At 43.0% G+C, this 25,244-nt stretch carries 17 protein-coding genes and 4 pseudogenes; 15 read left to right on the forward strand and 6 right to left on the reverse strand.

The window, feature by feature from the left end; genetic code table 11:
• Window positions 1-221: 221 nt before the first annotated feature.
• The 3 genes from JGK14_RS00840 (at window position 222) to JGK14_RS00850 (ending at window position 7,122) form a co-directional block, all read left to right on the forward strand.
• Complete coding sequence (locus tag JGK14_RS00840; protein WP_325314594.1) at window positions 222-1,808, forward strand: AAA family ATPase; 1,587 nt, start codon at window positions 222-224, stop codon at window positions 1,806-1,808.
• Between the two features lie 128 nt (window positions 1,809-1,936).
• Window positions 1,937-4,312: an AAA family ATPase gene (locus tag JGK14_RS00845; protein ID WP_325314595.1), complete on the forward strand. Its 2,376-nt coding sequence runs from the start codon at window positions 1,937-1,939 to the stop codon at window positions 4,310-4,312.
• Window positions 4,312-7,122: a hypothetical protein gene (locus tag JGK14_RS00850; RefSeq protein ID WP_325314596.1), complete on the forward strand. Its 2,811-nt coding sequence runs from the start codon at window positions 4,312-4,314 to the stop codon at window positions 7,120-7,122. Before JGK14_RS00845 ends, JGK14_RS00850 begins: the two co-directional genes overlap by 1 nt.
• Window positions 7,123-7,214: 92 nt before the next feature.
• On the opposite strand, the gene JGK14_RS00855 is transcribed toward JGK14_RS00850, so the two are convergent.
• The 3 genes from JGK14_RS00855 to JGK14_RS00865 all read right to left on the reverse strand — a co-directional run bounded on the left by JGK14_RS00855 (window position 7,215) and on the right by JGK14_RS00865 (window position 10,635).
• Window positions 7,215-9,008, reverse strand: coding sequence for a bifunctional 3'-5' exonuclease/DNA polymerase (locus tag JGK14_RS00855; protein ID WP_325314597.1), 1,794 nt, complete (start codon window positions 9,006-9,008; stop codon window positions 7,215-7,217).
• A gap of 192 nt (window positions 9,009-9,200) precedes the next feature.
• Window positions 9,201-9,788, reverse strand: a complete 588-nt coding sequence (locus JGK14_RS00860; RefSeq protein WP_325314598.1) for a class I SAM-dependent methyltransferase — start codon at window positions 9,786-9,788, stop codon at window positions 9,201-9,203.
• Window positions 9,789-9,954: 166 nt separating this feature from the next.
• Window positions 9,955-10,635, reverse strand: coding sequence for a hypothetical protein (locus tag JGK14_RS00865; protein ID WP_325314599.1), 681 nt, complete (start codon window positions 10,633-10,635; stop codon window positions 9,955-9,957).
• Window positions 10,636-10,996: 361 nt separating this feature from the next.
• Here JGK14_RS00865 and JGK14_RS00870 point away from each other — a divergent pair, with 361 nt between their 5' ends.
• The 4 genes from JGK14_RS00870 (at window position 10,997) to JGK14_RS00885 (ending at window position 15,393) form a co-directional block, all read left to right on the forward strand.
• Entirely contained in the window at window positions 10,997-11,335 is a 339-nt protein-coding gene (locus JGK14_RS00870) for a hypothetical protein (RefSeq protein WP_015211653.1), read from the forward strand.
• A gap of 264 nt (window positions 11,336-11,599) precedes the next feature.
• A complete protein-coding gene (locus tag JGK14_RS00875; protein ID WP_325314600.1) occupies window positions 11,600-13,909 on the forward strand; it encodes a M23 family metallopeptidase in 2,310 nt (769 codons plus the stop codon).
• A gap of 50 nt (window positions 13,910-13,959) precedes the next feature.
• Complete coding sequence (locus JGK14_RS00880; protein ID WP_325314601.1) at window positions 13,960-14,478, forward strand: hypothetical protein; 519 nt, start codon at window positions 13,960-13,962, stop codon at window positions 14,476-14,478.
• Between the two features lie 210 nt (window positions 14,479-14,688).
• Entirely contained in the window at window positions 14,689-15,393 is a 705-nt protein-coding gene (locus JGK14_RS00885; protein WP_325314602.1) for a hypothetical protein, read from the forward strand.
• A gap of 122 nt (window positions 15,394-15,515) precedes the next feature.
• Here JGK14_RS00885 and JGK14_RS00890 read toward each other — a convergent pair whose 3' ends face one another.
• The gene (locus tag JGK14_RS00890; protein ID WP_325314603.1) at window positions 15,516-16,538 is read right to left on the reverse strand and encodes a DUF5895 domain-containing protein; all 1,023 of its coding nucleotides are present in this window, start codon (window positions 16,536-16,538) and stop codon (window positions 15,516-15,518) included.
• A gap of 258 nt (window positions 16,539-16,796) precedes the next feature.
• Window positions 16,797-17,570 carry a hypothetical protein gene (locus JGK14_RS00895; RefSeq protein ID WP_325314604.1) on the reverse strand — a complete coding sequence of 258 codons (774 nt, stop codon included), beginning with the start codon at window positions 17,568-17,570 and terminating at the stop codon, window positions 16,797-16,799.
• Between the two features lie 246 nt (window positions 17,571-17,816).
• Between JGK14_RS00895 and JGK14_RS00900 the strand changes: the two genes are divergently transcribed.
• Window positions 17,817-19,742 carry a type IV secretory system conjugative DNA transfer family protein gene (locus JGK14_RS00900; RefSeq protein WP_325314605.1) on the forward strand — a complete coding sequence of 642 codons (1,926 nt, stop codon included), beginning with the start codon at window positions 17,817-17,819 and terminating at the stop codon, window positions 19,740-19,742.
• A gap of 183 nt (window positions 19,743-19,925) precedes the next feature.
• Here the strand turns inward: JGK14_RS00900 and JGK14_RS00905 are convergent, their stop codons facing one another.
• Window positions 19,926-20,285: a transposase gene (locus tag JGK14_RS00905; RefSeq protein WP_325314606.1), complete on the reverse strand. Its 360-nt coding sequence runs from the start codon at window positions 20,283-20,285 to the stop codon at window positions 19,926-19,928.
• 774 nt (window positions 20,286-21,059) lie between these two features.
• On the opposite strand from JGK14_RS00905, the pseudogene JGK14_RS00910 reads away from it, so the two are divergent.
• The 7 genes and pseudogenes from JGK14_RS00910 to JGK14_RS00935 all read left to right on the forward strand — a co-directional run.
• Window positions 21,060-21,362: pseudogene (locus tag JGK14_RS00910) on the forward strand (reverse transcriptase N-terminal domain-containing protein); the annotation flags it as partial.
• A gap of 12 nt (window positions 21,363-21,374) precedes the next feature.
• Window positions 21,375-21,875: pseudogene (locus tag JGK14_RS00915) on the forward strand (reverse transcriptase domain-containing protein); the annotation flags it as partial.
• Window positions 21,873-22,592 carry a group II intron maturase-specific domain-containing protein gene (locus JGK14_RS00920; RefSeq protein WP_325314689.1) on the forward strand — a complete coding sequence of 240 codons (720 nt, stop codon included), beginning with the start codon at window positions 21,873-21,875 and terminating at the stop codon, window positions 22,590-22,592. The pseudogene JGK14_RS00915 and the gene JGK14_RS00920, both read left to right, overlap by 3 nt.
• Before the next feature lie 312 nt (window positions 22,593-22,904).
• Window positions 22,905-22,961: pseudogene (locus JGK14_RS33940) on the forward strand (hypothetical protein); the annotation flags it as partial.
• The gene (locus JGK14_RS00925) at window positions 22,947-23,126 is read left to right on the forward strand and encodes a helix-turn-helix domain-containing protein (protein WP_442921414.1); all 180 of its coding nucleotides are present in this window, start codon (window positions 22,947-22,949) and stop codon (window positions 23,124-23,126) included. The pseudogene JGK14_RS33940 and the gene JGK14_RS00925, both read left to right, overlap by 15 nt.
• A 94-nt stretch (window positions 23,127-23,220) precedes the next feature.
• Window positions 23,221-23,556: pseudogene (locus tag JGK14_RS00930) on the forward strand (IS481 family transposase); the annotation flags it as partial.
• Between the two features lie 259 nt (window positions 23,557-23,815).
• The gene (locus tag JGK14_RS00935) at window positions 23,816-25,096 is read left to right on the forward strand and encodes a radical SAM protein (RefSeq protein WP_325314607.1); all 1,281 of its coding nucleotides are present in this window, start codon (window positions 23,816-23,818) and stop codon (window positions 25,094-25,096) included.
• The last annotated feature ends 148 nt before the right edge of the window (window positions 25,097-25,244 follow it).

Here is a 25,244-nt window from a genome sequence, read left to right on the forward strand (position 1 = left end):
TAATTAATAGTTTTTCCTGTGAAATAAATTTCTGTAATATTTCGGTGTATCTTTTTTTGAGTATCCGAAATACATAATTATGTATATTGAGGAAATTAGGTAAATAATTCCTAAGAATTAAGAGGAGGTTTGGCTGCTGTAGAACTATTGGCTGATGGCAACGCTCGACCGTAGCCTATCAATGAGAAAAGTACCTTTGAATATTTCTTACCGTGGAATTTATGCGTACCATTAATGACTGGCTCGCTTTGGCCCAAAGAGGCATTAAGATTGTCGGGCTGGAGTATTACACGCCTGACCGAATCAGAGTGTTAGCACAGTTCCACAATTGGGGGCAGGAGCTGCATTTGCCTGTTTTCTTTTGGAACTCAGGGTACAGTTGCTTGCAGGAAATTGTGAGTGGAGAGGGTGAGTGTATATTACAAAATAGTGACTTGCGCCCAGATTCTGACGTGCTTGAGTTTCTATTAGAGAGTAAGAGAGAGGGAATTTACATTCTTGAGGGAGTGTTAGATTTTGACGAATCCGGTCAGGTGAGTTCGCGTCTGGGGTTTCAACTGGCAAATGCTTACTATCACTCATCTTGGTCTGCGGCTCCTCAGTTTTGGGTGATGCTGGAAAACTACATACAACTGCCGGTGAACTTGCAGCCTTTGATTCCCGTACTGACGACTCCATTACCGTCCCGAGTTGCAGTGCAAAAGGTGGTGGAGTTGTTTTGCGATCGCCATCCTGGGCTTGATGACAAAAGTGACGAGGTATTGCAAGGTGCTTTGGTTCGAGCTTGCCAGGGGTTGCCCCAAGGTGAGATCGAGTTAATTTTAGAGCGATCGCTAGCTTTTGCTTCGACTGTAGAGGAAATGGCGCGGTTGGTGCTCGACCATAAGGTTAATAAGCTACGGGGGCGAGGCCTAGAGTTTATTGCCGAGGCAGATGTGCCGGATGCAGGTGGTTTAGACTTGCTAGACGAGTCGCTGTCAAAGGTGGCTTCGTTGTTGAGTCCAGAAGCAGAGAAATACGGACTCAAATTTCCGAAGGGAATGATTCTCTGGGGGCCGCCGGGTACGGGTAAAAGTCTGAGTGCTAAACTTGCGGCTAAGAAGATGGGAGTACCGCTGTTGGCGGCTGATTGGGGTTCGATTGTCGGTTCTTCCAAACCAGATTTAGCTTTGCGCGAACTGCTGGAACTGACTCAGGCTTTAAGTCCTACAATTCTATATTGGGATGATTTTGATAAAGGCTTTGCAGGATGGAATTCCAATGCAGATGGCGGTGTTTCTAGGCGCTTATCGGGGAAGCTTTTAACGTGGATGCAAGAGCATCAATACCCAATTTATATCGTGGCGACAGTTAATCGTTTGGGTATGTTACCACCGGAATTAATTCGTCGCTTTGATGATATTTTCTTTGTGGATTTGCCTCACGAAGGGGCGATGTATGAGATTTTCAATCTTCATCTCAAAAAATATTTTCCTGAGTTTCGTAATGCTTCTGAGTCGCCGTGGACGGATGATGAGTGGCGGATTCTGTTGAGGGATTACAGGCTTTGTACGCCCGCTGAAGTCGGCAATGCTGTGAGAAAATGTGCTGAGGAAATTTACTATCGCGATCGGCGACAAGGGAAACAGCCGGATGAATTGAAAGTGACTTTGACCGACCTCCGGCAACAGCGTTACCAGTTTACGCCGTCGATGCTGCGGGATGAGGAGCAGATTCTAGCGATTCGCAATCAAGCCACTTATGCTAGATCGGCTAGTGGAGAGGATCGATCGCGATTTTCAATTCCGTTACAGGAATTGTTTGGTTAGCATAGATAGGCAATGCAATTCTTTATTAACATCAGTTTTAGTGTATAATTATCTTAAGATAGGGAGGATAGCGACTTTAAGGTAAATTGGCAATAGGCAATATTAGATTAGCGCTCTTGAGTATCAGCATGACAAAAGTTGCAAGCCCTATCTCAACCGGAGGTGCTGGAAGTGATTACGAAAAACGAGTTGGTGCTTACTACTTAGTAGCATTGCTATTGCAAGCAGTTCCTCGCGGTCAAGAGGCAGGAGTAACACGAGAAGTCCGTTTTCAGCGTCTGTATGAGCGAGAGCCACTAGATGACCTCATTATTGTTTCGGAGCTTCCAGTTGGGGAGGCTAAGCTTGCTCTCCAGATTAAACGAGATTTAACTTTCGGTGAAAAAGACGAAACCTTTGATGAAGTAATCCAAGCTTGTTGGGAAACTTTCAAGTCTTCGGAATTTCATATTGGTATTGACCGCTTTGGGATTGGAATCGGGCTTTATTCAAAAAATATTGATGAATACTATCAAAGCGTTCTTACTTGGGCGCGTACCAGTACAGATTCAAACGACTTTCTCAAGAGAATTAATCAACAAAGTTTGGCAAATCAAACTCAGCGTAGCTTTATCAAATTGATTCGTGGCAAGTTAGATACTTACTTAGGGAGTAGTGTAACCGATGATGAGTTGTGGGACTTCCTGCGCTCGATGGTTATTTTGCATTTTGATTTTCAGCGAGATGGTTCGCGTGACTATAGCTATACTGTTGAGATGGTGAGTCATCTGCTAAATACTGATAAAAAAAATGAAGCACCGCAACTTTTTACTGAACTTGTTGATGTGGCTGCTCAGGCAAATATAACTGCTGGTAGCTTTAATGCAGATATTTTGAGACAAAAATTGCAGGCTAAGTTTGCCTTGCTCTCACCCATTGATTGTCGCTATGATCTTGAAAAGGTACGACAAGAATCAGATTTAGCGCTAAGGGATATCCGAGTAGATATTGGAGGTTTAACTCTTAGTCGAACCGAGATAATCATTGATGCTCTAGAAAAGCTTTCACAAGCATCGCTAATTGAGTTAGTAGGTTCATCTGGAGTTGGTAAGTCAGCCGTATTGAAGACTCTTGTTGAGCATCAAGGAGGCCAAGGTCAAGTTCTAGTTATTTCAGGCGATCGTATCACCGGGACAGGTTGGAGTAGTTATGCCAGCTCTCTGCAACTCAGTCAACCACTGAATAAACTTCTCGTAGCATTAAGCGGAAGTTCTCAACCGACTATTTTCATTGATGGGATCGATCGGATTGTTGACACAGGTAAACGTGCTGTCGTGAATGACTTACTTCGCACGTTAGCAGAGGTTCCACTCAGCGAAGATGGTTCTCGGCATTGGAAAGTTGTGTTCTCGGCACGGGAAGAAAATCTTCAAGATGTCTACAGATGGCTGAAGTGGCAAGCACTAGGAAAACCAACAAGGTTGCAAGTACCAGAATTAACAGAAGAAGAACTCCAAAGCATTGTCGAACACAGTCCTCGGCTCAAACCATTATTATCTCTGAGTCAGCTTTCGCCGATTCTTAAAAATCCATTGATGTTGAGGCTTCTGGAAGACCCACGTATGCTTCCAAATCCAGAATACTTACCACCTGTTGCTACAGAGATTGAAATCAGTAAAGTTTGGTGGAACAGACTGGTTGGTAATGAAGGTTTGGTCTCTGGTCATGATAGAAAAAATTCCCTTTTGAAATTGGGTAAACAGGTTGTTAAATCTCCAGGTAAGCATTTTACTGTTGAAGAGATTTTTACTCCAGAGTCAATTAGTTCTCTCACGGCAGATCGAATCATTGTACAAGACCCAGATCGGGAAGTGTATCACTTTAGTCATAATTTGCTGGAAGACTGGGTAATATTTCGCGTCTTGGATCAACGTCGTGAGAAACTGTCTACTTATCTTCAAGAACTAGACGAACCGTTCGGTTTATATAGAGCTGTTCAATTAGTAGGGTTAGCTTCGTTAGAAAACTCTAACACAGCAGATGCTTGGATACAACTGATAGAGCAATTTGAGGAAGCTTCGGAACTTTCTCCTAGATGGCGGCAAGCATTACTGACTGCACTTCTAGTATCTCCACGTTCCAGCGAATTGCTTGATAAAGCTGAACCGCTACTCATAGCTGATAATGCACGGCGACTTATCGAGTTAATGGTTGCAATCCGAACATTGGAAGTGATGCCGAACACTTCACTAGAGCGTTTATTTACAGAAGCAGAGCTACAGTCAAGCGATCGCGTAAATTCGCTTTTAATGAGCGATCCAATTCCAAGATGGTCAGTATGGCAACCTTTCATGGGTTGGTTGCTAAAACGCCTCAATGATTTACCCACCACCGTTCGCCCAGAAGTTGTTAAGCTCATGGAGATTTGGCAAATCAAGTCGCCAATAGGATCTATTTATCGAAAAGAAATCGGTGAAATAGCGATCGCATTACTTAAGGAAGAAGAAGCAAGGAGAGGTTGCTAATGTCGAGATATGATGATGAATACGAAAACCGCTTACACAGAATTGTGCTGCACTCAGCAGATGTTTTGCCAGAGAAAGTTGGCTCTTATCTCGGCGAACTCGCTAACTCTGGGAATTATGACGCCAAAAAGGATGTAATTTCTAAAATTCAAGACTTTACGCCTCTTGTCGATTCAATCTCAAGAGAATTTGTTGATTTTGTAATCAGCGTACTTATCCAAAAGCCAATCAATCCAAAAAATTATCCTAGTATTCCTATAAGAATAACTAGCTCGTCAGAAGATAGAAATTTTGGTATAAACGATATCTTGAATTTTTCCCCACCTGCACCTGTTCAAGGACCGTTTTTATATCTCTTGCTTAAGAATGAGGATGAAGGACTGCGTTTAGTCCACAATCTCGCCAATACTGCATCTGAAAAATGGCGTGAGTATGAACAGCGAGAAGAATTTGACCAACCTAAATTAACTTCTCTACCAGTCACTATTAACCTACCATCTGGCTCTCGTGATTTTTGGGGTGATGCTCAAGTTTATTGCTGGTTTCGAGGAACAACTAATGGCTCATATCCTGTAATTTCTGCATTGATGGCATTAGAAGAGTGGATGGAGAGACAGATTGAAGCAGGTAGAGATGTTGAAGCTCTTTTTGAGAAGGTGTTGTGTGGGAGCAATTCTGTTGCTGTACTAGGTATTTGCTTAAGTATGGCACTTGCTTATCCCAAAAAATGTTTAAAAGTAGTGTTGCCAATCGCAAGCTGTTCCAATATTTGGGAAATGGATATGCGTCGTCTAGCTCATGACAGCACCAATTCATGGGGTGCTTTTAATAATTGGGGATTTGATCGGAGTAATGACTGGCTTTACGCGGTTCTGGAAAGGCGAAATAAAAGAGGACAGCGTTCACAGGATATTAGAATTTTAGCAATGTATTACGTTCTGTCGAGTGATGACTCTTTAAGAGTTCCATTCGAGCAGGCAGTTGAGAATTTTACAGAAAACCTTCCCTTTCGTTATGAAGAAGAAAAATCAGATCCAAACGCTGTGGCTGCTCTCCGAGAAAAGATGGTGAACTATCAGGTGTTTGGAAAGATAGAAAGTTATCGTTCCCAGCAAGCAGGTGAGCATTTGCGAATCTGGGTGGAGCGTCCCGAAGAAATTAGAAAACGGAATGAGGAACTTTCTGCTCCTAATGTTGAATGGGAACGTTGGCTTGGTGTATACCTATGGGCAGAACAAACTATTAAAGATGGTAAACCACAAGAGCAAATGACTTTAGAAGAGGCGGTTGCCGCAGCCAAGGAATTACAGACATCTGAAGACTTTATTGAAACAAATAAAGAAGATATTCGTGGTGTTACTCGTCTTCGGGCAATAGCTGGTGTTGCCACAGCAATTCTCATTGCAGATTTTGAGTGGACAAGAACACAGAACCATTTGGAATGGTGTTCTGCTATTTTACTTTCGGCTGCTCGTATGACTGAAGCATCCATGTATGCTATTTCACCTGATAGTGTGAAAGTTTATGCGGGGAGGGGTTTAGCCTTACTAACTACTCATGGCGTAGCAGATATTGAAATACGCCAGCAGATTCTCCAGTTAATAAGTGAGTCAGTGAGACACTTTTCCGATAATGGAGAAGTGGTAAAAGCAGTATTTATTGGTCTGCAAAATGGATGGAATATCGATCCAGGATTATGCTGGAATGTTTTGAGCCTTTGTCTCTCCCTATCTATAATTCCTGGAAAACTTTACTATGGAACTAAAATTCCTGGTAAAATTTACTACTATGGAACTCATGTTGGACGATTTAGACCCAGTTTTAAGAAGCTAGAAACTTGGAAAGACAATCTTATTCATAATTACTTTGACTATCTAGCAAAAGACAAAATTCCAGAGCTTCCTAGAATCCCCACAGTAAGAAAAATTGTTTTTATTCGAGGGAATGTTGAGTATTGGCTTTATACTTTGCCACTTACAGAACTGTGTAGAGACTCAGCCACAAAAAACAAATTGCTCCAGCTTTGTGATGATTTAGTAGCTCGAACACTCGCAGATAACTTGCCAATAGAAGATGAACTATATTCCCAGTCTCATAAGCCCTATATGTGGAATAAATTTATCTTTACTTGGGCAGCATATTTGGCAAAATCGCTAAGTGTTGAGGAAACTCGCCAGCACATTTTGACACCATTGCGAGACAATTGCTCTCAGGTTCTAGAACTGACAGCCGATCTTCTGAATGGATATATCAATCATCAAATCGCTTACGTTGAGGGGCCAACAGCACAAGCTTTAGAAACTTGGAAAGAAATTTGCAACTGGGTACTGGATAGTCCAGAAATTGCTATAAACACCAATTATAACTACCTTGAGCGGGATAGTGGGGAAGTATTACAACTGATTATCTTTACCCAGTATGGTACTTCTCGTATTAAGGATGATTGGCAGTACGCCCACCTTTTTATTGATATTTTTGACAAGTGGGTTAGCGTAGTTGGGCATAATCCTTACGCCTATAGCCATTTTCTTACAATGCTTAATGGTATTGGTTGGCAGTTTGCACCAGAACCAACCCTCGAATGGTTAAATCGATGTGCGAGTAACGCTGTCCATGACCTTTGGAATGAACAGCGTGGGAATGGAAAACAGACAGCCGAATTATTAAACCGTATTTGGAACAGCTTTGAGCAGCAGATTCGTAGTGATAAGGCAATCCTACAACGGTATTCTAATCTGGTATATCGATTAGTGGAAGCTGGTATTCCCCTTGCGAGTGTGCTTCAACATAAACTAGAAGGGCGGGAATAAGTGCTTTTAACTTCCAATATGTGTGAAAAGCTAAGACAGAACTCGCCCCCTAAAGATCGCTACATTAAGTAATTTCTGAATTTTCTTCGGATTCAAGCCCAAGAAGAAGCAATGTTTACTTCCACTTCAACCGGAACTTGCTGTAGATATAGCTCTCCAGCTTCCACCATCACTTTTTTTAGAATGCGAGTGGTTCTTTTTAAAGTTGTTTGCGGACACTCTAACAGAATCTCGTCATGTACCACACTGATTAATTTTGCTCCAGTCTTGGGTAGGAGTTTGAACAAACGAGCGATCGCCACTTTTAACATATCAGCCGAAGTTCCTTGAACAGGGTGATTTAGCAACTCAGAAAGTCGGGGTTTCTTTGCCCACCGTCTTCTGCGTCCGCCAATTGTACGGATTTGCTTGATGTCTTTGACGTACACCGTTTTCCTGATGCTGTCGTGCCATCTTCTGACTCCAGAATAAGCTTGGAAAAATCGTCTTCTGAACTCTTTAGCTTCGTCCAAGGTTAAAAAAACCTCGTACTTTTCCTCAGCATAAGCTTGCAGTTTGGCAGCACCCATCCCATAAATTAATCCGAAATTAACTGATTTAGCTATTCGTCTATCCTCTGCCGTTACCTCCTCTAATGCCTTACCTGTAATCAAAGATGCCGTTAAAGTATGCAAATCTTCGCGTTTAGCGTAAGCATTCAGCATTCGGCGATCACCAGATATTTCAGCGACAATCCTTAGCTCGATTTGGCTGTAATCTGCTTTAATAATTTGATATCCGGGAGCGGCAATGAAGCACGCACGCATCCCCTTTGCTGTACAATTCCTGGGAACGTTTTGCAAGTTTGGCTTCTTGCAACTAAAGCGTCCGGAACGGGCACCGCATTGCCGATAACTGGGGTGAATTCTCCCCGTTATCGGGTGAATGTGTTTGGGCAATGCCTCAGCAAAATTTGAACACAAAGATGCTAATTTCCGATAATTAAGTAGCAACTGGATAATCGGGTATTGACCAGCTAGAGGAATAAGTTCGCTCTTGGTTGTTGACTTGATTGGAATGTTGAGAACCTGAAGAGCACTTAAAACTTGTACAGACGAACGGGGGTTTATGGTTTCCACCATCTCTGGAAATAGCGAAAGTTGTGCGCTAGGGGCTGGTTTAAGACCGGCTTTCACTAATTCCACCAGCGTAGTCTGCTTTTGAGCTTTCAGTTCCTCCCCCACCAAATGCCATTGTTCTGCATCCAGTAACATTCCATTTAGTTCCATTTGGGCTACAGCAGGCATCGCTTCAAATTCAATTTGGGCGGTTTCTAGTAACCCAGCATTCTGAAGTTTTGAGATGAGTCGCGCTCTAAGTTTCAGCAGGACAGCAGCATCTAAAGCGGCGTATTCTAACTGAGAAGCTGATAACTTACCTCCGAAATTGCTCGACTGTAGGCTTTTGTCAAGTTTGATTCCTAAAAATTCAAGAGCGAGGGATTGTAGATCGTGGTCTTTCTTGAGTCCAGATCGCAACACCTGACTCGCTAGCATGACATCAAAAAATGGGCCAGACGGTCTAAGTCCAGCTATTTCTAGTACCTGCCAGTCGAACTTACCATTTTGAAATACTTTGAGCGCACTGCTGTTTAGAAGTGCTTTTAAAGGCGATAATTCGCTGTCAGCAAGAGCAGCTAGATCGACAATTATCACTGGGCGGTGGGGGACAGCTATTTGGATAAGTCGGATGCGTTCCGTAAGTGGATCTAGCCCGGTGGTTTCTGTGTCTATGGCTATAATACGAGCTTTTATTAAAGGCGAGAGAACATCATTTAGTCTGGAAAAGTTTGTAATCAGCTCGTATTCCACAATAGGATTTGGGGCGAAGTGTGGGGAATTATTCATGGGAGTAGAGGGGTTTTAAGGTAATAGTTTTAGTCGTAAAATTGATAGAAATAGCAGAGATGTTGGGGCAGATATTCGGTATTAAAGTGTAAATTACATTCTTAAATATAATTAAAAAAACTAATAGTAATTTGTTGAAAGGTAAGTTGTGCTGTCCCCACTAATAAAACGGTATAGTGGGGAAGCAATCGTCTACTTTTTGTCTATTACGACTAGGTAGCTTTCAACAGTCACCGGGCGATCGCTCCCCCAAAAGATTTCTAAGGGAAGTTCGATTAACTTGGCTGACGTGCGCTTAAGAAAGGCTCGAAATGCTTGCGATCGCGGATCGCCTCGGACATTCATGGAATTGCTAACAACACTTACCAGGCGTCCATAATTGGCTAAAAAAAGGTTATAGGCACGTTGTATGATATCTAAATCAACTCCTTTGATGTGGGGCGTAGAAAATGGGGGATTTGCCAAAATTCTGCTATATCGCCTCTGGGGTTCAGTTGTTAAAAAGTCACTTCCAACTAGATTGAACCCTTTTTGAAACAGGAGTTGTTGTAGCAGGAGGTCGATCTCAATTACATCAACAATTGCACCCGCTCTAACCATAGCCTGCGCCAATAAGCCGTCTCCTGCTGTTGGTTCTAAGGCGTACATTCCTGAAACGAATTGAGCTTCTTCAATCATGAGCTCAATTAGCTCTGGGGGAGACGGAAACCAGGAATAAGGTTGATTTTCTCGGATTCGCTCATATAATAGCATCTCTGCCAGCGATGAAGTATCTTCCATTAAGATTATTGAGACTGTCGGTTTGAGTATTTTTATTGGCTGTAAAAATGGACACTATCTACAGATTGTGGCAAGGCTTTTTGCTGTATCAAGGAAGGAGTAATTCATTTTTAATTGGGCTGTTATTAGGGCTATAGTTTGCGAGCATCGTCATTTCTATGCCACCTTAAAATAAAGTCAATTGCCCTTCAACTTTTGACTTATTTGTTGGTGGCTTAGCTGTTACAGAGTCTTTCGGTAAGTCTGCATCAGCGTTTTTCTCTTGGGACAATTTACGTTTGCCCCAGCCTTGGGATGCTGCATGGCGGACAACGCTTTTCCTAATTGCTCTAGCTAGATGGTGATAATCATTTTGGATGCTGTCAAAGTTCACGGCTGAAAATTCAGCTAATTCCGACAAGTTGTAACCATTTGGTAGCCGATTATGTCTTGTCAATGTGTCTTGTGCTGCCCACATATAGACGTTGTAATAACTGTGGTGCAGAGGAGCTTCAAATGTAGCTCCCATCATATAAGCCACGACTTCTGTGGAAGTGCAGTAATTCCCTACAATTCTGTTGCTGTGCTCCTCTACAATCAAATCGAGCCTATCGGATAAGCAAGCCGTTTTCAACCAGTCAGGTATGCTTTCTGACCAGGGAGTTTTGTGTAAAACTAATGGGCCTGCATAGTAACGTAAAAGGGGAAGGGGAATTCCGGTCAATTCCAGTAGCACGGCTATTAAGTCGCGGTGCATACCTATCTGGGCTAATAGCTTCAGCTTTTCCAAAATGCCGGACTGAGGTTTTACAGGGTGAGTGGTAATTTCTTCAAGTAATTCGGGCGTTAACAGATTTAGCTGAGTCATATCTTTTTGAAGGATAATTATGGGACAAATGAAGGTCAGAAAAATCGCGTAGCGAATTCAGTTACAGGGATTTGCGCCGTCTGTTGGGCAAACAATTCGGCAGAGATACGCGCCTCTATATTTCTGAGTAATTTTTACCCACCTTGCTGGATGGAAGGCGGGCGAAATTAAGAGCGATGCCAGCGCTATATTTTATTTCGTGCAATAGCAGTAGGTCTTGGTTGTTTGCAGATAGACTAAGGCGCCGTAGCCTATCCGCCGATAGGCGGTAGTTTAATTACGACTATCGGATGAAACCCCCACTCGTTATCCCTAGCTATGCTGAATTGTTGATTCTTACTACTTTGTAGCTACAGGATTTATGAACGAGCAAAACAATATCTATGGCAATGAACCCGGTTACAGCGCTGATGGCTATGCTGTTAGCGGCTATGAAAGTAACCCGTGCGAGTCCTCCCTTAACGGATATCAAAGCAACGGTTATAGCAGTCAGCAAACAGAGGGGTACGGGGCTCCCGACTACTTTGCTGATGGCTATCGAGAAAACGTTTTTGAAGGCGATTTGAATTTAGCAGATACTCCGTGGACGGAGACGGCTGCTAACCCTAACCCTTATTTTGAGGGAGGGGTAAATGACGCTAATTCCTATCAAAATCAAACAGTTACTTCTCATTTCGACGGCGGTGACTTAGAGCTGTAGTGTTTTACGCCGAGGCTGCTCCATGTAAAGCCTCGGTAGGCTGCTTCATTTATTTTAAGAAGCGCAATTGCAGCCTCATCAAGTTCGGTGGGTTCCTTTCTCCCACTTAATTGCTTAACTTTTGTACAGTATCCTCAACCAATAACCAAAGTTTTTTGCACAAACATGAGAAGAATATTATCAACAAGATTCTGGCAATTATCAGTATCGTTATTCTCTCTAGTCTTAATAGTTTCCATTTTGTTTGAGCAACCAATATTTGCTATGGCACGAACCCCTGCTGATACAACTGAAATGCCAACCAAAATTTTAGAAATACCAGGGATGGACAGGCAAGGAAATCCTACTTCAGTTAACGCCCTCTTGCCAGATTGGACACAAATTTCTTTTTCTCAAATGCCACCCATCAGTCAATCGGGAAGCCTTTCAGCGGGAGAGTACAAGCAGGCAGTTGGCTATGATTTGAGCCGAAGTTGGACAGCAGGGCAAACTCCTGACCAGTACATCATGTTGGGCGATATCAGCCAAGCTTTGCAACCAGAATTGTTATCCTTTGGTTTTGTCACACAGCAAGCTGGTCTGAATTTAGATAGCGTAGCTTTAAGCGCATTTACTTTAGTTGCCAAGCAGTCGTTAAATCAGTTAGTTCAGGCTATCCCTATTCTCGGTCAATTTAAAGTCGCAGAGATTGCGCCGGTGGCGGGACTGCTAGCAACAAAAGCTGCTGGCATTGATGTAGCCAATCGCACTCTAGATCTGGTTCTCAGTTCCAATCCACAATTAGGTCAGTTGAAACTGGGAGAAATTGACCTGTCTCAGTATTCAATGTCTTCGATTCCGAACTTAAGCAGCGCTCAACTTGGCGCGTTTTCAGATTGGCAAACAACCTTAATTAAAGACGTACCTGGGCTGAATGCTTTACCTCTGTCTAGCTTTCCCAATCCAATAGCAGAATTCGGCAATTTAGTAATGAGAATTGATGCGATTTATGGCCCCGCCGAGCGACGGCGAACTAAGACAATCTCCGGCTCCGACGTTCAGGGATTCTCGGTTAACTGCCAAGAAAATAATTGCGCTTATATCGAACTAGACGATCTGGAGAATTCGGGTCGGAACGCTCGCGGTTCGCTGGAAGGCAAGCAATGGATTAGCGGTAAGTACCAGGAAGTCGAGGGCGGATCGGGCTGTCTTAAAGTTGTCAACGGCGGCAAGGAACCGACGGGAAGATTGCCTTTTGGCAGCGCTTTTAAGGTAGTGGTCATGGAACCGGACGAGCGAACCGATACCGTTGATACTGCTCTATTCTTCCGATTTTGTTCGCCTTGCGGCTGCTCTCCTTATTTCATTGGCCCAGTACCTTTCTTCACCTATCGGGTTAATTCTCCCATTTTCGTTGGGGCGCTGGAATCGTCTTCTGGTGGCTCTTCCTCTGTATCAACTGGGGCAGTTCGCGGCGGAGTATCTTCTCCTATTACAAAAGGCGTAACTACAGCAGCTAATATTAATGTTCCTTGCCCTCCGGGTAGCACCGCACCTGCGCCAGTGTCAGTTGGCAATGTTCGAGGAGTCAATGTTCCCGCTTTGGCAGAAGGAATTGCCGGTATTGAAAGCAGCGGTTCTTACGAGAATGTCGGCGTTAATGCTTGCGCTAATGGTGGCAATAATTGTGTGGTTCCGTTGGGCAAGTACCAGTTTATAAACTATGACGAGTACGCTGCTAGTTCAATTTCATCTAAACCAGGGGGTACGCAATTTTTAGCCAAACTGCGAGGCGGTTATCAACCCACTCAAGCAGAACTTTTTCAATTTTTTCCGCCTGCAGATCGAGAAGCTGTTTTTGCTCAAAGTCTCGCTTCTAAGCTGAATGCCACCTCTCAAGAAAAAGACCCTACTACTAGGAGTTTTTTTAGTGGCGATCGCCTGATTGAGCGAGTAGCTCAAAAGCATTTCGGGGGCGACTACTCCAAAGTTGACGGCTCTTCAACCGATACATTCGGTCGTTTAACTCTCTCAAGTTACGGACAGGATGTTTTAAGGCGCTATCGAGAAGGAGGTAGAACGATCGCGGAGTCGAATGCTGCTGCTTGCGTTCCGACTTCCAGTGCGGCGCAATCCTCTAATTCTGCGAGTGTTGCCCCCGGCGACGGTCAATCCACGGGTCAGTATATCAAACCTGCGAATGGGCCTGTAACCAGCCGCTTTGGGATGCGAACTCGTCCGGTTTCCGGCGTGCGGAAAATCTACAGTGGCATTGCAATTGCCGGCTCAATGGGAAGTCCGGTAAAAGCTGTTGGTGGCGGCGTTGTCAAGACAGTGGTTTCCAACTGCAAAGAAGGGTTACAGAATTGCGGCGGTGGCTACGGCAACTGGATCGAAATTGAGCACGGCAACGGTCGCACAACTCGGTATGCTCATCTGCGCGAGGGTTCAGTGAAACTCAAAGTGGGCGATCGTGTTTCTCAAGGTCAGGTCATAGGCGGACTAGGCAGCACTGGGACAACGGCAGACCCTCGCTTGCACTTTGAAACCCGCATTAATGGAACGGCTGTTAACCCCTCTCAAGAAGGAATTTGAATTAAACGGAGATGTTCTGCACCATGATTTCCTTGAAAAAACGGACAATTATGTTGAAATTTACCTGGGGCTTGCTAACAGCTTTTTTGGTTTATTTGTTGAGCAGTTTATTCACCCATCCCCCAGCTTTTAGCCAACCGACTCGGAACGCTGATTTCCCTTCAGCTTGTCTTCCAGTTGGTCTAGGGACTCTCAGGACAGAGTTTGTAACTGAAGTAACAGATGGCAGCACTCAATATCGCTTGTTCGATGCCTATTTGCAGGGAGATGCCGTGCCTTTTTCGGTATTGGTTTCTCTCCAAGGGAAGCAGTGTAGCTTGCTTTATTCCAACCCGACGAACGATTTTTATCCTTACAGCCGCACTGTCAAGCTGCCGATCGCAAGGCAAATTGCTCTGGGAGAATTGCGTTACTCCATCAACAAGGCAGGGAGTATTGATAAGTTCCGCTCTACCTTACAGCCGAATTTGGGAGAACCCACTTGGCAATTTTCGGAAGAAGAGCTTTGGGCATTTAAGCAGGTTGGGATTACTGTTCCTTCACTTAGTAAAGCCAGCAAAAATAAGTGAGATATGTTCGCTTTAATAAGACTCCTACAAGCAAAACTTAAACTTTTGCTTAAAGCGGATTTAGTAAATCTGCTGGGTGTCTTTCATAACCGGATTTAGTAAATCTGCAAGGTGTCTGTCATAACCGGATTTAGTAAATCTGCAAGGTGTCTGTCATAACCGGATTTGGTATGACATCTACATAGAAAATAGTTCGCGGAGGTCAAATCAATGTTTAGCAAAAATCAACAACTAACTTCAGGTTCAGAACACATAGGGAAGCCACCAATCATAGCTGGAAAGAAAAATTTATTACTGTTTTCTCAACCTTCTCAGAAGAAACTCCCAAACCCCGCTCCTAATTCCCTAAATAATTCGGGGTCCAGAGTATCATCGTTTTTATTTATTGGGCGGTGGTTCCGCTTTGGAGTGGTCTTGTTCTTGCTGCTATCAGTGTTGTTAGGAACTACTGGTTGTACCGCGAGTGCTACAACGATTTCATGGACACCTGCTACTAGACTCATCCCTGTTGAAAATGTTCAAGGCATAGTTGCCGAAAATTCTGAGCTTAACCCCCAGGATTCAGCATCAAATGTGTTGGCTTGGGCTGTAAACGGGCAAGCAGGCAGGTTAGTTATTTTTAATTTTAACAGCCCTGGAGTTTGTGGAGCAGGAGGTTGCTTATATGCTGGGTATTTATTCAGAAAAAATGTTCCTCCTAATCGTGTATTTGCTAGTTATTTAAACGAAAACTTACCACCTAATAAACCGCTACTTCAAGTAGTAACTGACCCCTCAAAAACCTCTGATTTGCCTTGTTTGCAAGTACAGCAGCCGTCACAAAATGGTATTCGGCAGTTGTTTTATTGCTTCAATGGCCGCCAGTACCAGTTAGCTAACAGTTCCTTGATTGAGCTTCCCAATAAAATGAAATAAGCGAATTTAAAGTATTTGAACTTGGCTCTCCTTTAGCGATCGCCTGTTCTGCACCAATCAAAAAATGCCTCTATCCCTAACTGGATATGAGGCACTTCTTCAAAAGTAACTAACCGAGGTTGTTAGTCATCTGCTTCCGCATCAAAATCATCGTCGAATTCCTCTTCTTCATCTAAGTCGTCGAAATCATCCTCTTCTTCTATTACTTCAGCGGCAATTTTCCGAGGGTATTTATGATTGGCGGTCTGCTTTTTTCCATTTTCTCTTTTACGAGCAGCGGGTGGCAGCACTTGAATTTGCGGTTCGGCTGTACCTGGTAATGCAGGAGTTTCAGTGAATCCGGCAATGATATCGTGCAGCCCCCAAATCGCATTTTTATGCTGCGGGCGTCCCAGATATAGAAAGGGGAAATTATCAGCAGTTGGCTTGGTATAGCTGACAGTTTTGCAGCAGTAGCTCTTATTAGAGCCTTCACCTTCTTTAACTCCTTTGAACTCCACCTCTAGGATGCCGAGGCTCCGCCATTTATCGGTTTTCCCGCTGAAAGGAATTTGGAAATAGTCGGCGAATGCTTTTTCCAACAAACGGTAGAATTCGTCTCTGGCTGCTTTAAAGCTCCAAAGCGCAACATTCTTAAATCTGACGACAATAGGCGTGCTGTGTCTGGGACGATTGTTTTCATCCAAGAAGACAATGGCGTGTTCGCTAACAACATCCATTATCTTTTTATCGAGTTGAGCTTTATACTCTTCGTACAGCCCGACAACACTACCGCCTAGATCGGGAACGTCATTTTTGTAACGAATGTATTCAGGGATGAATCCCAACACGCATAAGTGGCATTTAGAGAACAGCAGACCTGTAACATCTTCTGTTAGTCCAATTGTAGTCATTTCCTCTTCTGTTGGCATGACAAACCAATTGGCTTTTTCTAGCTGATCCTCTGGAATTAATATTCCCGCCACTTGTTCGTTGATGACGATGCCATAGGGCAGAATTGGTCGCCTTACTTGATTGTGACCGGGTTCTAGGAGTTCGGGGTCAATTTCAAAATCGAGGTCTTCTGACTGAAGTGGGATTGTGCCTTCAGTCATTCCTGCGTTATTTGAGCTTTTTGCTTTAGCTTTGCTATTGGTTTTAACCATTCTAAAAGTTTGTGACATTGCAGTTCTTGCAAGGCGGTAGCCTTACCTTTAAAAAAGGTAAAAGCTAGCACAGTTAAGCCTAGTAATTTTGTCAAATAAATTAAACGCTCATAAAAAAAATAACTGGTAGTACAGAACTACCGAATCGTGAGGAAAACTAATTAAGTGTGCAAAAAAAGAACGATTGTGAAAGCGCTCTCGCAGCTTCAGCAATTTCTGAAGTTGCGCTATTATCAGAATCAAGCACTCACAATGCTTTTAATTTCCTCGCTGCCAATATTTGGCGCGATCGACGCTCGGTAAAGCGTTTATTCCTATTGTCCGCAGTAGAGGTAGCCCTTCAACAAAGTTGATGGCTCCTTTCAAACCCGCGATCGCGTACAAAGAAGCTGCATCTGCTCGTTCAGATAGACTAGCATTGGCTTCTTCTAACAACTTTATTAGATATTCAGGAACCTGTACGAGAGCGCCATCAATACAAGCAAGGGGGACAAATTTAGTATCGGGAGCTAGGATTTTTGGTTTCAAAAAGGGCAGTTCGCGCTGGAAAGTTTTTGGAGTGCGACGACTGTTTGTTACAGGCGATCGTTCTGATTTGCGCCTATGCCACCGCTTCGCTCGGTAAAAACTCCCTTTCAGTAACGGGGGCTGGCTTACCATCAATACAGCTTCGTGAAAGGGGAAATTCATCTGTTCTCCTTCCTGAATTTTCACCTCTTCTAAGTTAGATTTTGTCAACCAGTCAGGCGCCAGCGGACAGTGAGGGTAAGACACGACTTTACAGTTGTAGGTTAAGTCGGAAAGCAATTTGCCCGTTCTGGATAGTCTGGCGTTAAGATAATGCCACTTTAATCCAGGTAAATAGGCTCCTGAATATTTTACTTCAACAGCTCCCATGTAGATCCATTCTGTACGTTCTAAAGTTAGCGAGATGTCGCCTCTTCCTAGTTTGATGGTGCTGCGTTTTAAAAATTCATAGTCCGGGTGTCTCTTCAAAAGCTCTGACAGCCACTCTTTTTGTTTCTTGTTCACGGTAAGAATATTTTTTAATAATTTTGCTTCCTATCCTGTTAACTGCGCTAGCAGGGATAATATCAAGTGCTGGTTGCTTTATACCGAAAGTTAGAACTGTGGGCTGTAATTGCTCGTTCCCAAGACTGAACTAACACTGAGTAATTTTGATTTAAGCTTACTTGTCTGGCAACAGTAAGTTGTAGCTACAAGTCAGGTCAGATTTAATTGCTCTTACGACCAACTTTTGCATTCAAATACATACTTATGAATTTTGAGATTAAATTTTTGATAGCACAGGCTAACTCTACTCCAGTTCTCGCTCAAACTCAAAGGAGAACACAGCAACCCTCACCTCTATCGTCAATCGACTTAGGCGGGCTTTTCCAACAATATAATAACCCGGATGGGTATCTAACAATAGGGGCGCTGATTTTCCTCCTCTTACTGTCTCGGTTTCTAGGGAACGGCAAGGGCAAAATTACCACTGGCAAAGTATGCGGAACTTCCGAAAAAATGGCAGCCACTCAGCTTGCCTTGAAACAAATTAAAGAACGAAAACATAATAAAGTCACGCTATGGTGTGGCAGTCCTCGCTATTGGTGGAAGGGAAAAAAACTTAGAGGTTTTGTTACCACTATTCAGACAGCTATGGGTTCTTCTCCCACTGTTTGGCTTCCTCATGCAGAACGGTCAACTTTAGTAATTGGAGCACCGGGATCTGGTAAAACTTTTTCGACAATTGATAGGGCGCTAGAAAGTGCAATGGTGCAAGGATTTCCGATTATTCTCTACGATAAAAAAGGCGATCAGCTTAAACTCCACGCACCTCTGGCAGCGCGGTATGGCTACCAAGTGTCGGTATTTGCACCGGGAGAACCTTATTCAGGCATTATTAATCCTCTCGACTTTATGAAATCGCCTCAAGATTCGGTCATGGCGGGGGAAATTGGTCAGGTTATTAATAGAAATGCAAGTTCAGGCAATGGAAAAAGTGACGAATTTTTCTCAAAAGCTGGAGACTTATTGGCTAAAGCACTCCTTCAATTAGTCAAGGGTTCTAAATATCCAGACATGGCAATGCTCTATGCAATTTTGAGGTTGCCAAATTTGGTAAAGCGGATTGATTATGCGGTTCAATCCCGTCGAATCGATGAGTGGGTCGCTACCAGCTTCAACCAATTTTTGAGCGCTAAGGAAGCAGAAAAAACTATTTCAGGAATTCTGACGACAGCGGCCGGAACGTTCAGCAGTTTTATCCAAGCTGACCTGTTGCGAGCATTTTTGGGAAAGTCGGACATCCCAACGAAAATAGAAGGCCGACAGATGATTATTTTTAAATTAGATGACGAGCGGCGCTCCGTCGTGGGGCCTCTGCTAGCAGCCGCGATTCACCTCCTCGTTGTGTCCAACTTAAGTCGCCCTCGGAAAGACCCACTGGTTATTTCACTCGATGAATTTCCCTCCATTCGATTGGATCGGATGCCGCAGTGGATTAACGAATATCGCTCCAATGGAGCTTGTTTCATTCTGGGAATTCAGAGTTTGGAGCAACTATATGAAGGGTATGGAGAGAAAATGGGGGCGGCGATCGCCTCTGCTTGCAGCACTCATATTTTATTCAATCCGGGTAACACTGATACTGCAAAAAAATACTCCGATCGCTACGGAGAAAAAGAAGTTTTGCTCAAAAGCAAGTCCACCAGCCGTTCAATGGGCGGCCAATCTCAAAGCAATCAATCTATTAGTTGGAACGAGTCGCTTCAAAAAATGCCGCTGTTTTCGGTGGACGAAATTTTGCGGTTTCCCCAGGGACGGTGTGTAATTACGAACCCCGGCTACAGTTCCGGCGGCGAGGGGTCAATTCCTTACGCGCTGACCATACCCATTCCCAAAGCCGATTTGCAGCGCCAAAGCGAGAGCGAGGCTCTCTGGGATGCAGAGGTTAGGTTCCGGCTGGAGAGTCGGGTGCAACTTGCAAGTCTTGACCAGCTTACAGCCGCTTTGTACGATCGCATTGAGGAAGCAGAACGGATGCTGCCTCTGCCAGACGCCGGAGGTAACGTTCCATCCCAATCGCCGACGCCGCCAGCTTCAGGCAAGAAATTTGGCTCTGACCCGCTAGACTCAGTTGTCAGTAAAACTGGGCGTTCCAGGCGGGTTTTTGCCACTGGTAGTATTGGCAAGCGCTAGCTGTAGTGACCTGCAATCATAAATGCTCAGACCTGCAATCAAGACTTTTGTGAGCCAGGATTATTTGCAACTATAATTGTGCTTCAGCCAGGATTATGGGTCTTGGCAACTTTTGGTGATCGGAACCAATCGCGAATGGCGATCGCTGTTTTTTCAAACTGCTTCTAGGGAGAGAAAAACCCTTTACATCTTGATTAAAAATCGGCGACTTAATAAATCAATACTAGCGCGACCATACATTTGTCGTTTCAGCATTTTTAATCGATTAATATGTCCTTCAACCGGGCTATTACTTACAGATAAAGTCACACCCGCTTTAACAGAATCATAATCCTCACGTAACCGCACTGCAAAACGTTGAATGGGAGAAATATTGCTATTAACAGCACGCTCTAACCAACTATCCAGTTGTTTGGGGTTGCGTTGACGCACAAGAGTTGTAAAATCTTGTGCGATTTCAATAACTTCACCTAACTCAGAGTGGCTTTTTAATAAGATAATAAGTTGTTGGTCACTGGCATCTAGCTGTGTGAATTTTTGCATCACTAACCCCGCTAGTTTCCGAGGTGTTAAAGCACATCTTAAAGGTTCAACAACTTGAGGTAAAGGTTTATGGATAATCCTTTGTCTAAGCTGAACTCCTGTCCCTTCACGCAGACGACGAGTGTAACGAGCAACGGTATCATAACTACCTGAATAACCTTGTTGTTGAATGTCTTCAAATAGTTTTTTTGTATCATAACACCTTTGATTCCATTGTTCAAGGAGATAATCTTTATAGGGATCTAACTTGCTACGTCCTCGGTCACTACGACCGTTGCGTTCTTGAAATGCTGACAGGACATTATGGGCGGATTCATAACTCCTTCATTTATGAATTGTGTGAACACAAAGCCCATCGCTGAATAGATAACACCTAATTGAGAACACAAAACCAAACGATACAACTGGGTAAGTCCTACAGAGTCTAGGAGAGGTCGAAAACTCCTAGTAGGTCTAAGGTAACGAGGACACAACTCTCTGGAGGGTAGAGGAAGGGTTAAAAAGCGAATGCTGAGTTGTAATGATTCAGATAGGAGTTCAAAATTTGCTCCTGAACGAAAGTAATAGCAGACTTAACCTCGGTCTAACACGAACAGAAGAAATGACAAAGAAATCGAACTCAATGACAAGTTAGATACTGCCATGAAAATGACCGTAAACGGACAAAGAGAACGGCTGAAAGATTGGAGCCAGATTAACTGGAGACAGATGAATAAAGCCGTGAGAAATCTACGTCGAAGAATCTTTCGTGCCTCATAAACTGGTAATTTCCGTAAGCTCAGACACTTGCAGAAATTAATGATGAGAAGTTACGCCAACCTATTATTGTCTGTCCGACAAATCACTCAAACCAATCAAGGTAAACAAACCGCTGGTATTGATAAGGAGGTAATCAACCAACCAGCTCAAAGAGTGGAATTTGTTAATACATGGAAGGGTGGAAATCAAAAACCTGTGCGGCGAGTAGAAATCCCCAAGAAAAATGGCAAAATGCGTCCCCTCGGTATCCCAACCGTCAGGGATAGAGTCATGCAGGCAATAGTTAAAAATACACTGGAACCTGAGTGGGAAGCCTGATTTGAGCCCAATTCCTATGGGTTCCGACCTGGCAGAAGTTGTCAAGATGCTATCGAACAATCATTCACCAGATTAAGTGACAATCCCAGAGGTAGCAATGATAAATGGGTTCTAGAAGCTGATATAAAAGGCTTTTTTGACAACATCGCCCATGAATCTATCCTAAAAATGATTAGTAACTTTCCTAAAAGAGGGCTAATCGAAGGATGGTTAAAAGCTGGATTTGTTCTCAATGGGAAACTAAACCCCACAGAGATGGGCACACCACAGGGAGGAGTCATCTCTCCACTTCTAGCCAACATCGGACTGCATGGATTAGAAACATATATAAAATCCACCAACCACCGACTAGGCGTGGTCAGATATGCTGATGATTTTATTGTCACAGCTAGAGACAAAGGAAGTCTCGAAACTGCCAAAATCCAGATTCAAGCGTGGATGTCCGAACAAGGGCTTGAACTCAGTGCTGAGAAGACGTTAATCACGTCAATAGAAGATGGCTTCGACTTTTTGGGTTATAACCTCAGACATTACAACAGAAAACTGTTAATCAAACCCTCAAAACCTAAAGTTCTCAATTTTTGTAAGAGAATCGGTCAAGAGATAAAAAGTCTGGATGGGAGTAACCAAGAGGCAATAATTAGAAAGCTGAATCCGATTCTCAGGGGTTTTGCCAACTACTATAGAGGGGTAGTGAGCAAGCAAACCTTCAGTTACATTTCACACAGGGTGTGGGAATACCTCTGGCGGTGGTGTAAACGCCAACATCCTAAGAAAAACACAAAGTGGGTCAGAAAAAAATACTTTAAAACCATCAAAGGCAATAAATGGACGTTCGCTACCACAATTAGCGACCGCCGAGGAAAAGAGAAAATTATTACTCTTTACCAGATAGCGTACACGCCCATCGAACGTCACATAAAGGTTAAAGGGAATACTTCACCTGACAACCCTCTTCAACAAGAATATTGGCTCAATCGAAACCAAAGACTAGGCAAATCATACTGGAGTAAGGGCAGTAAATACTATTCCGTCGCTCAAAATCAAAACTGGATTTGTCCTATCTGCGGAGGGCTATTGTTAAATGGAGAGGAAATAGAAACCCACCACATAGTACCTGTTGCTAAAGGCGGTACTGACGACGAGAACAACCTTCAGCACGTCCACCTAGCGTGTCACAAACAGGTACATTCCAAAACTCAAACCCAGTCTCAAAAGGCTAGAAGTTAGGCTTGAGCCGTGTAAGTGCGAAAGTCTTAAGCACGGTTCTTAGGGGAGGGGAGAGCGGCGACGCTTGAACCTTACCCGACAGAGGTTGAGGGGGTAACTCCTCAATCGACTCTAACAAGGCGCACAGACAAGGAGTATTGCGAGCGCTACTCTTGAAATCACTTGGATGGACTTCGTTTTTGAGCAGGGCAACCTCAGCCGGGACAATATAAATTTGATGCGCTCGCTCTTCGCCATTGGTTCCGATCACCAAAAGTTGCCAAGACCCTCGATTAACTGCAACTATAAAGTAAAGGAAACGGTGCATTAGCAGAATTTGAACGCAACCTCATCCGTGAACGCACAATAGCTGGTCTGGTAGCAGCGCGAGCGCGTGGTCACAAGGGGGGTAGACCAAAAGCACTTAACCGAGCCAAACGCCAATTAGCCGTAAAGCTTTACACCGAAGGGCAACACACCATTGCCGAAATCTGTAGACTCATGGGAATTTCCAAACCCACCCTCTATAACTACATTGCTGAGATAAAAACATAACATGGCACACTTTTCAATCCCGGTAGAGGCACTGATCAATTTACGCCACCGCCTCGACGGATTGCCAAGTCGTTGCCAAGAGCGTCGAATTCTCATCAAGGAAGCTTATGAAACTCTGTATCACTTTCACGAACCAGAGACCGAGGTAGAGGCAAACCTTTGGCTACGCCAGTATCTACTGCTTTACAACGATAAACCACATCGAGAGTCACTACATTCGCGGATAGAAGATTGGTTGCGAAATCTTCCCAAGTCAGGCTTACGCTCAATGTGCAGTTGGGAGCGATTCTGTAACTTTGCCCGCGAACCGCAACGCAGAAAAGTAGGAACAGATGCCAGAGTATCGGTTGAGGGCGTAGCTTATGAGGTAGAGCCAGACTTAGCAGGCGAAACCGTAGTGCTTTGGTGGGGTTTATTTGACAACGAGTTATAGTCTGGGAGAGCCATATAGCTTTTCTCAGTACGACGGCTCATGTGTTTGAGTCGAATGGTCTGCCGAACTTGATTAAGAAAAGGAGATTCAGATGGGGAGTAAGAGGGGGTTGACATTAATCCGTGATTTGCGGTATTGTGGAATTATGACAGACATTGTACCGCAAATGCGGTACAATTATAAGTTAGACGACTACAGTGTTCATCGTGAAGATGTAGTCAGAAATTATTATACCTAAACAAAAAATTAAATATTTATGAATAAAATCAAGGTAAATCCAAATTTAAAAATAAGAAAAGAAAGTTTTGGGTGTATTGTATTAGACCTATCTAATAAAGAAATAAACTTCTATAACAAGGGGGCATTCGATGCGTTTGTAATTTTGTCTAAAGAAGTTTCTTATAACGATTTTATGTCAAATTACAAGGAAGAGGATTTATCGTTTGTCAGATCATTTGTTGAGAATCTTAAATCTTCTGGAAAAATCGAGGATAGTACAGGTTTAGATAATGATTTGTATCCAGATTTTTACTTTTTTCAAGAAAATCAATTTCACGAAACTCATTTCGCTTCACCTTTAGCTGTTGAAATTGAACCCACTCTCAAATGCAGCAGGAATTGTACTTACTGTTGCTATGAGTCTAATCCACTTGTAAATACATCAAAAGAATTAAGTGTAACTGAATGGATAGATATTTTAATATCTCTTAAAGATGATGGAGTCTTTTCTATAAAATTTACTGGTGGCGATCCTTTAATTAAGGAAGGTTTTTTTGATATATTATCGGCTGCGGATGATTTAGGTTTCATAATTACAGTAGGATCTGATTTGACATTGTTTAACGAGAGCCACGCTGAAAAATTATCGAAATTAAAAAATCTTTTAATGGTTCAAACAACTCTTGATGGATCTAATCCAAATATTGCTGATTATAATAGAGGGAAGGGTAACTTCAAGAAAGTAATAGAGGGTTTGGTAATTTTGAGAAATTACAATATCCCATTCTCAGCAGTAACAGTAGTAACGAGTAACAATTATAATGACATTTATAATATAGGATTATTGTTGGAACCCTATGAGCCATTAGGATTTGATATTGGCATGTTATTCGATAGTGGCCGGGCTAAGGAGATGAACAAAGAATCATTTCCAACAATTGAACAAATTAAAGCAGCCACCCTTGATTATTCAGAGTTGATAAATAATGGTATTGTAAATTCAATCAATAAAGCATTTACATTCAACTTAGAAAAACTCAACACAAACCAGCTAACAGATTATTTTTTAGAACAAAATCGTATTCAAAAATCACCAGAGTCACAATTGAGGATAGACCCTATGGGCAGATGTTATGTATCCATAACATTAAAAGAGAAATTACAGGATGATTTGTATCTTGGTAATCTTACCAATATGTCCATTAGAAGTATATGGAATGAAAATGAAACTCTTAATAGTCTAAGAAATCTGTCTACCAGCGAAAATCACTACGGTAAGTATTTTTATTTAAATGAACTCAAAGGAGTAAAATCATGAAAAAAACCATGGCAACGGAAAACTTGCAGACCAGTAAAATTGAAAATGGTTTTCTAAAACAGAGACCAGTTTTTGAGAAAGTCAGTCCTTTCCTTGAAAGACCGATTGAAATTTCTGAAGAATTTCTCAGGGAATCTGGCAGACTTGA

This window comes from Microcoleus sp. PH2017_28_MFU_U_A, assembly GCF_020738035.1.
GTDB lineage: Bacteria > Cyanobacteriota > Cyanobacteriia > Cyanobacteriales > Microcoleaceae > Microcoleus.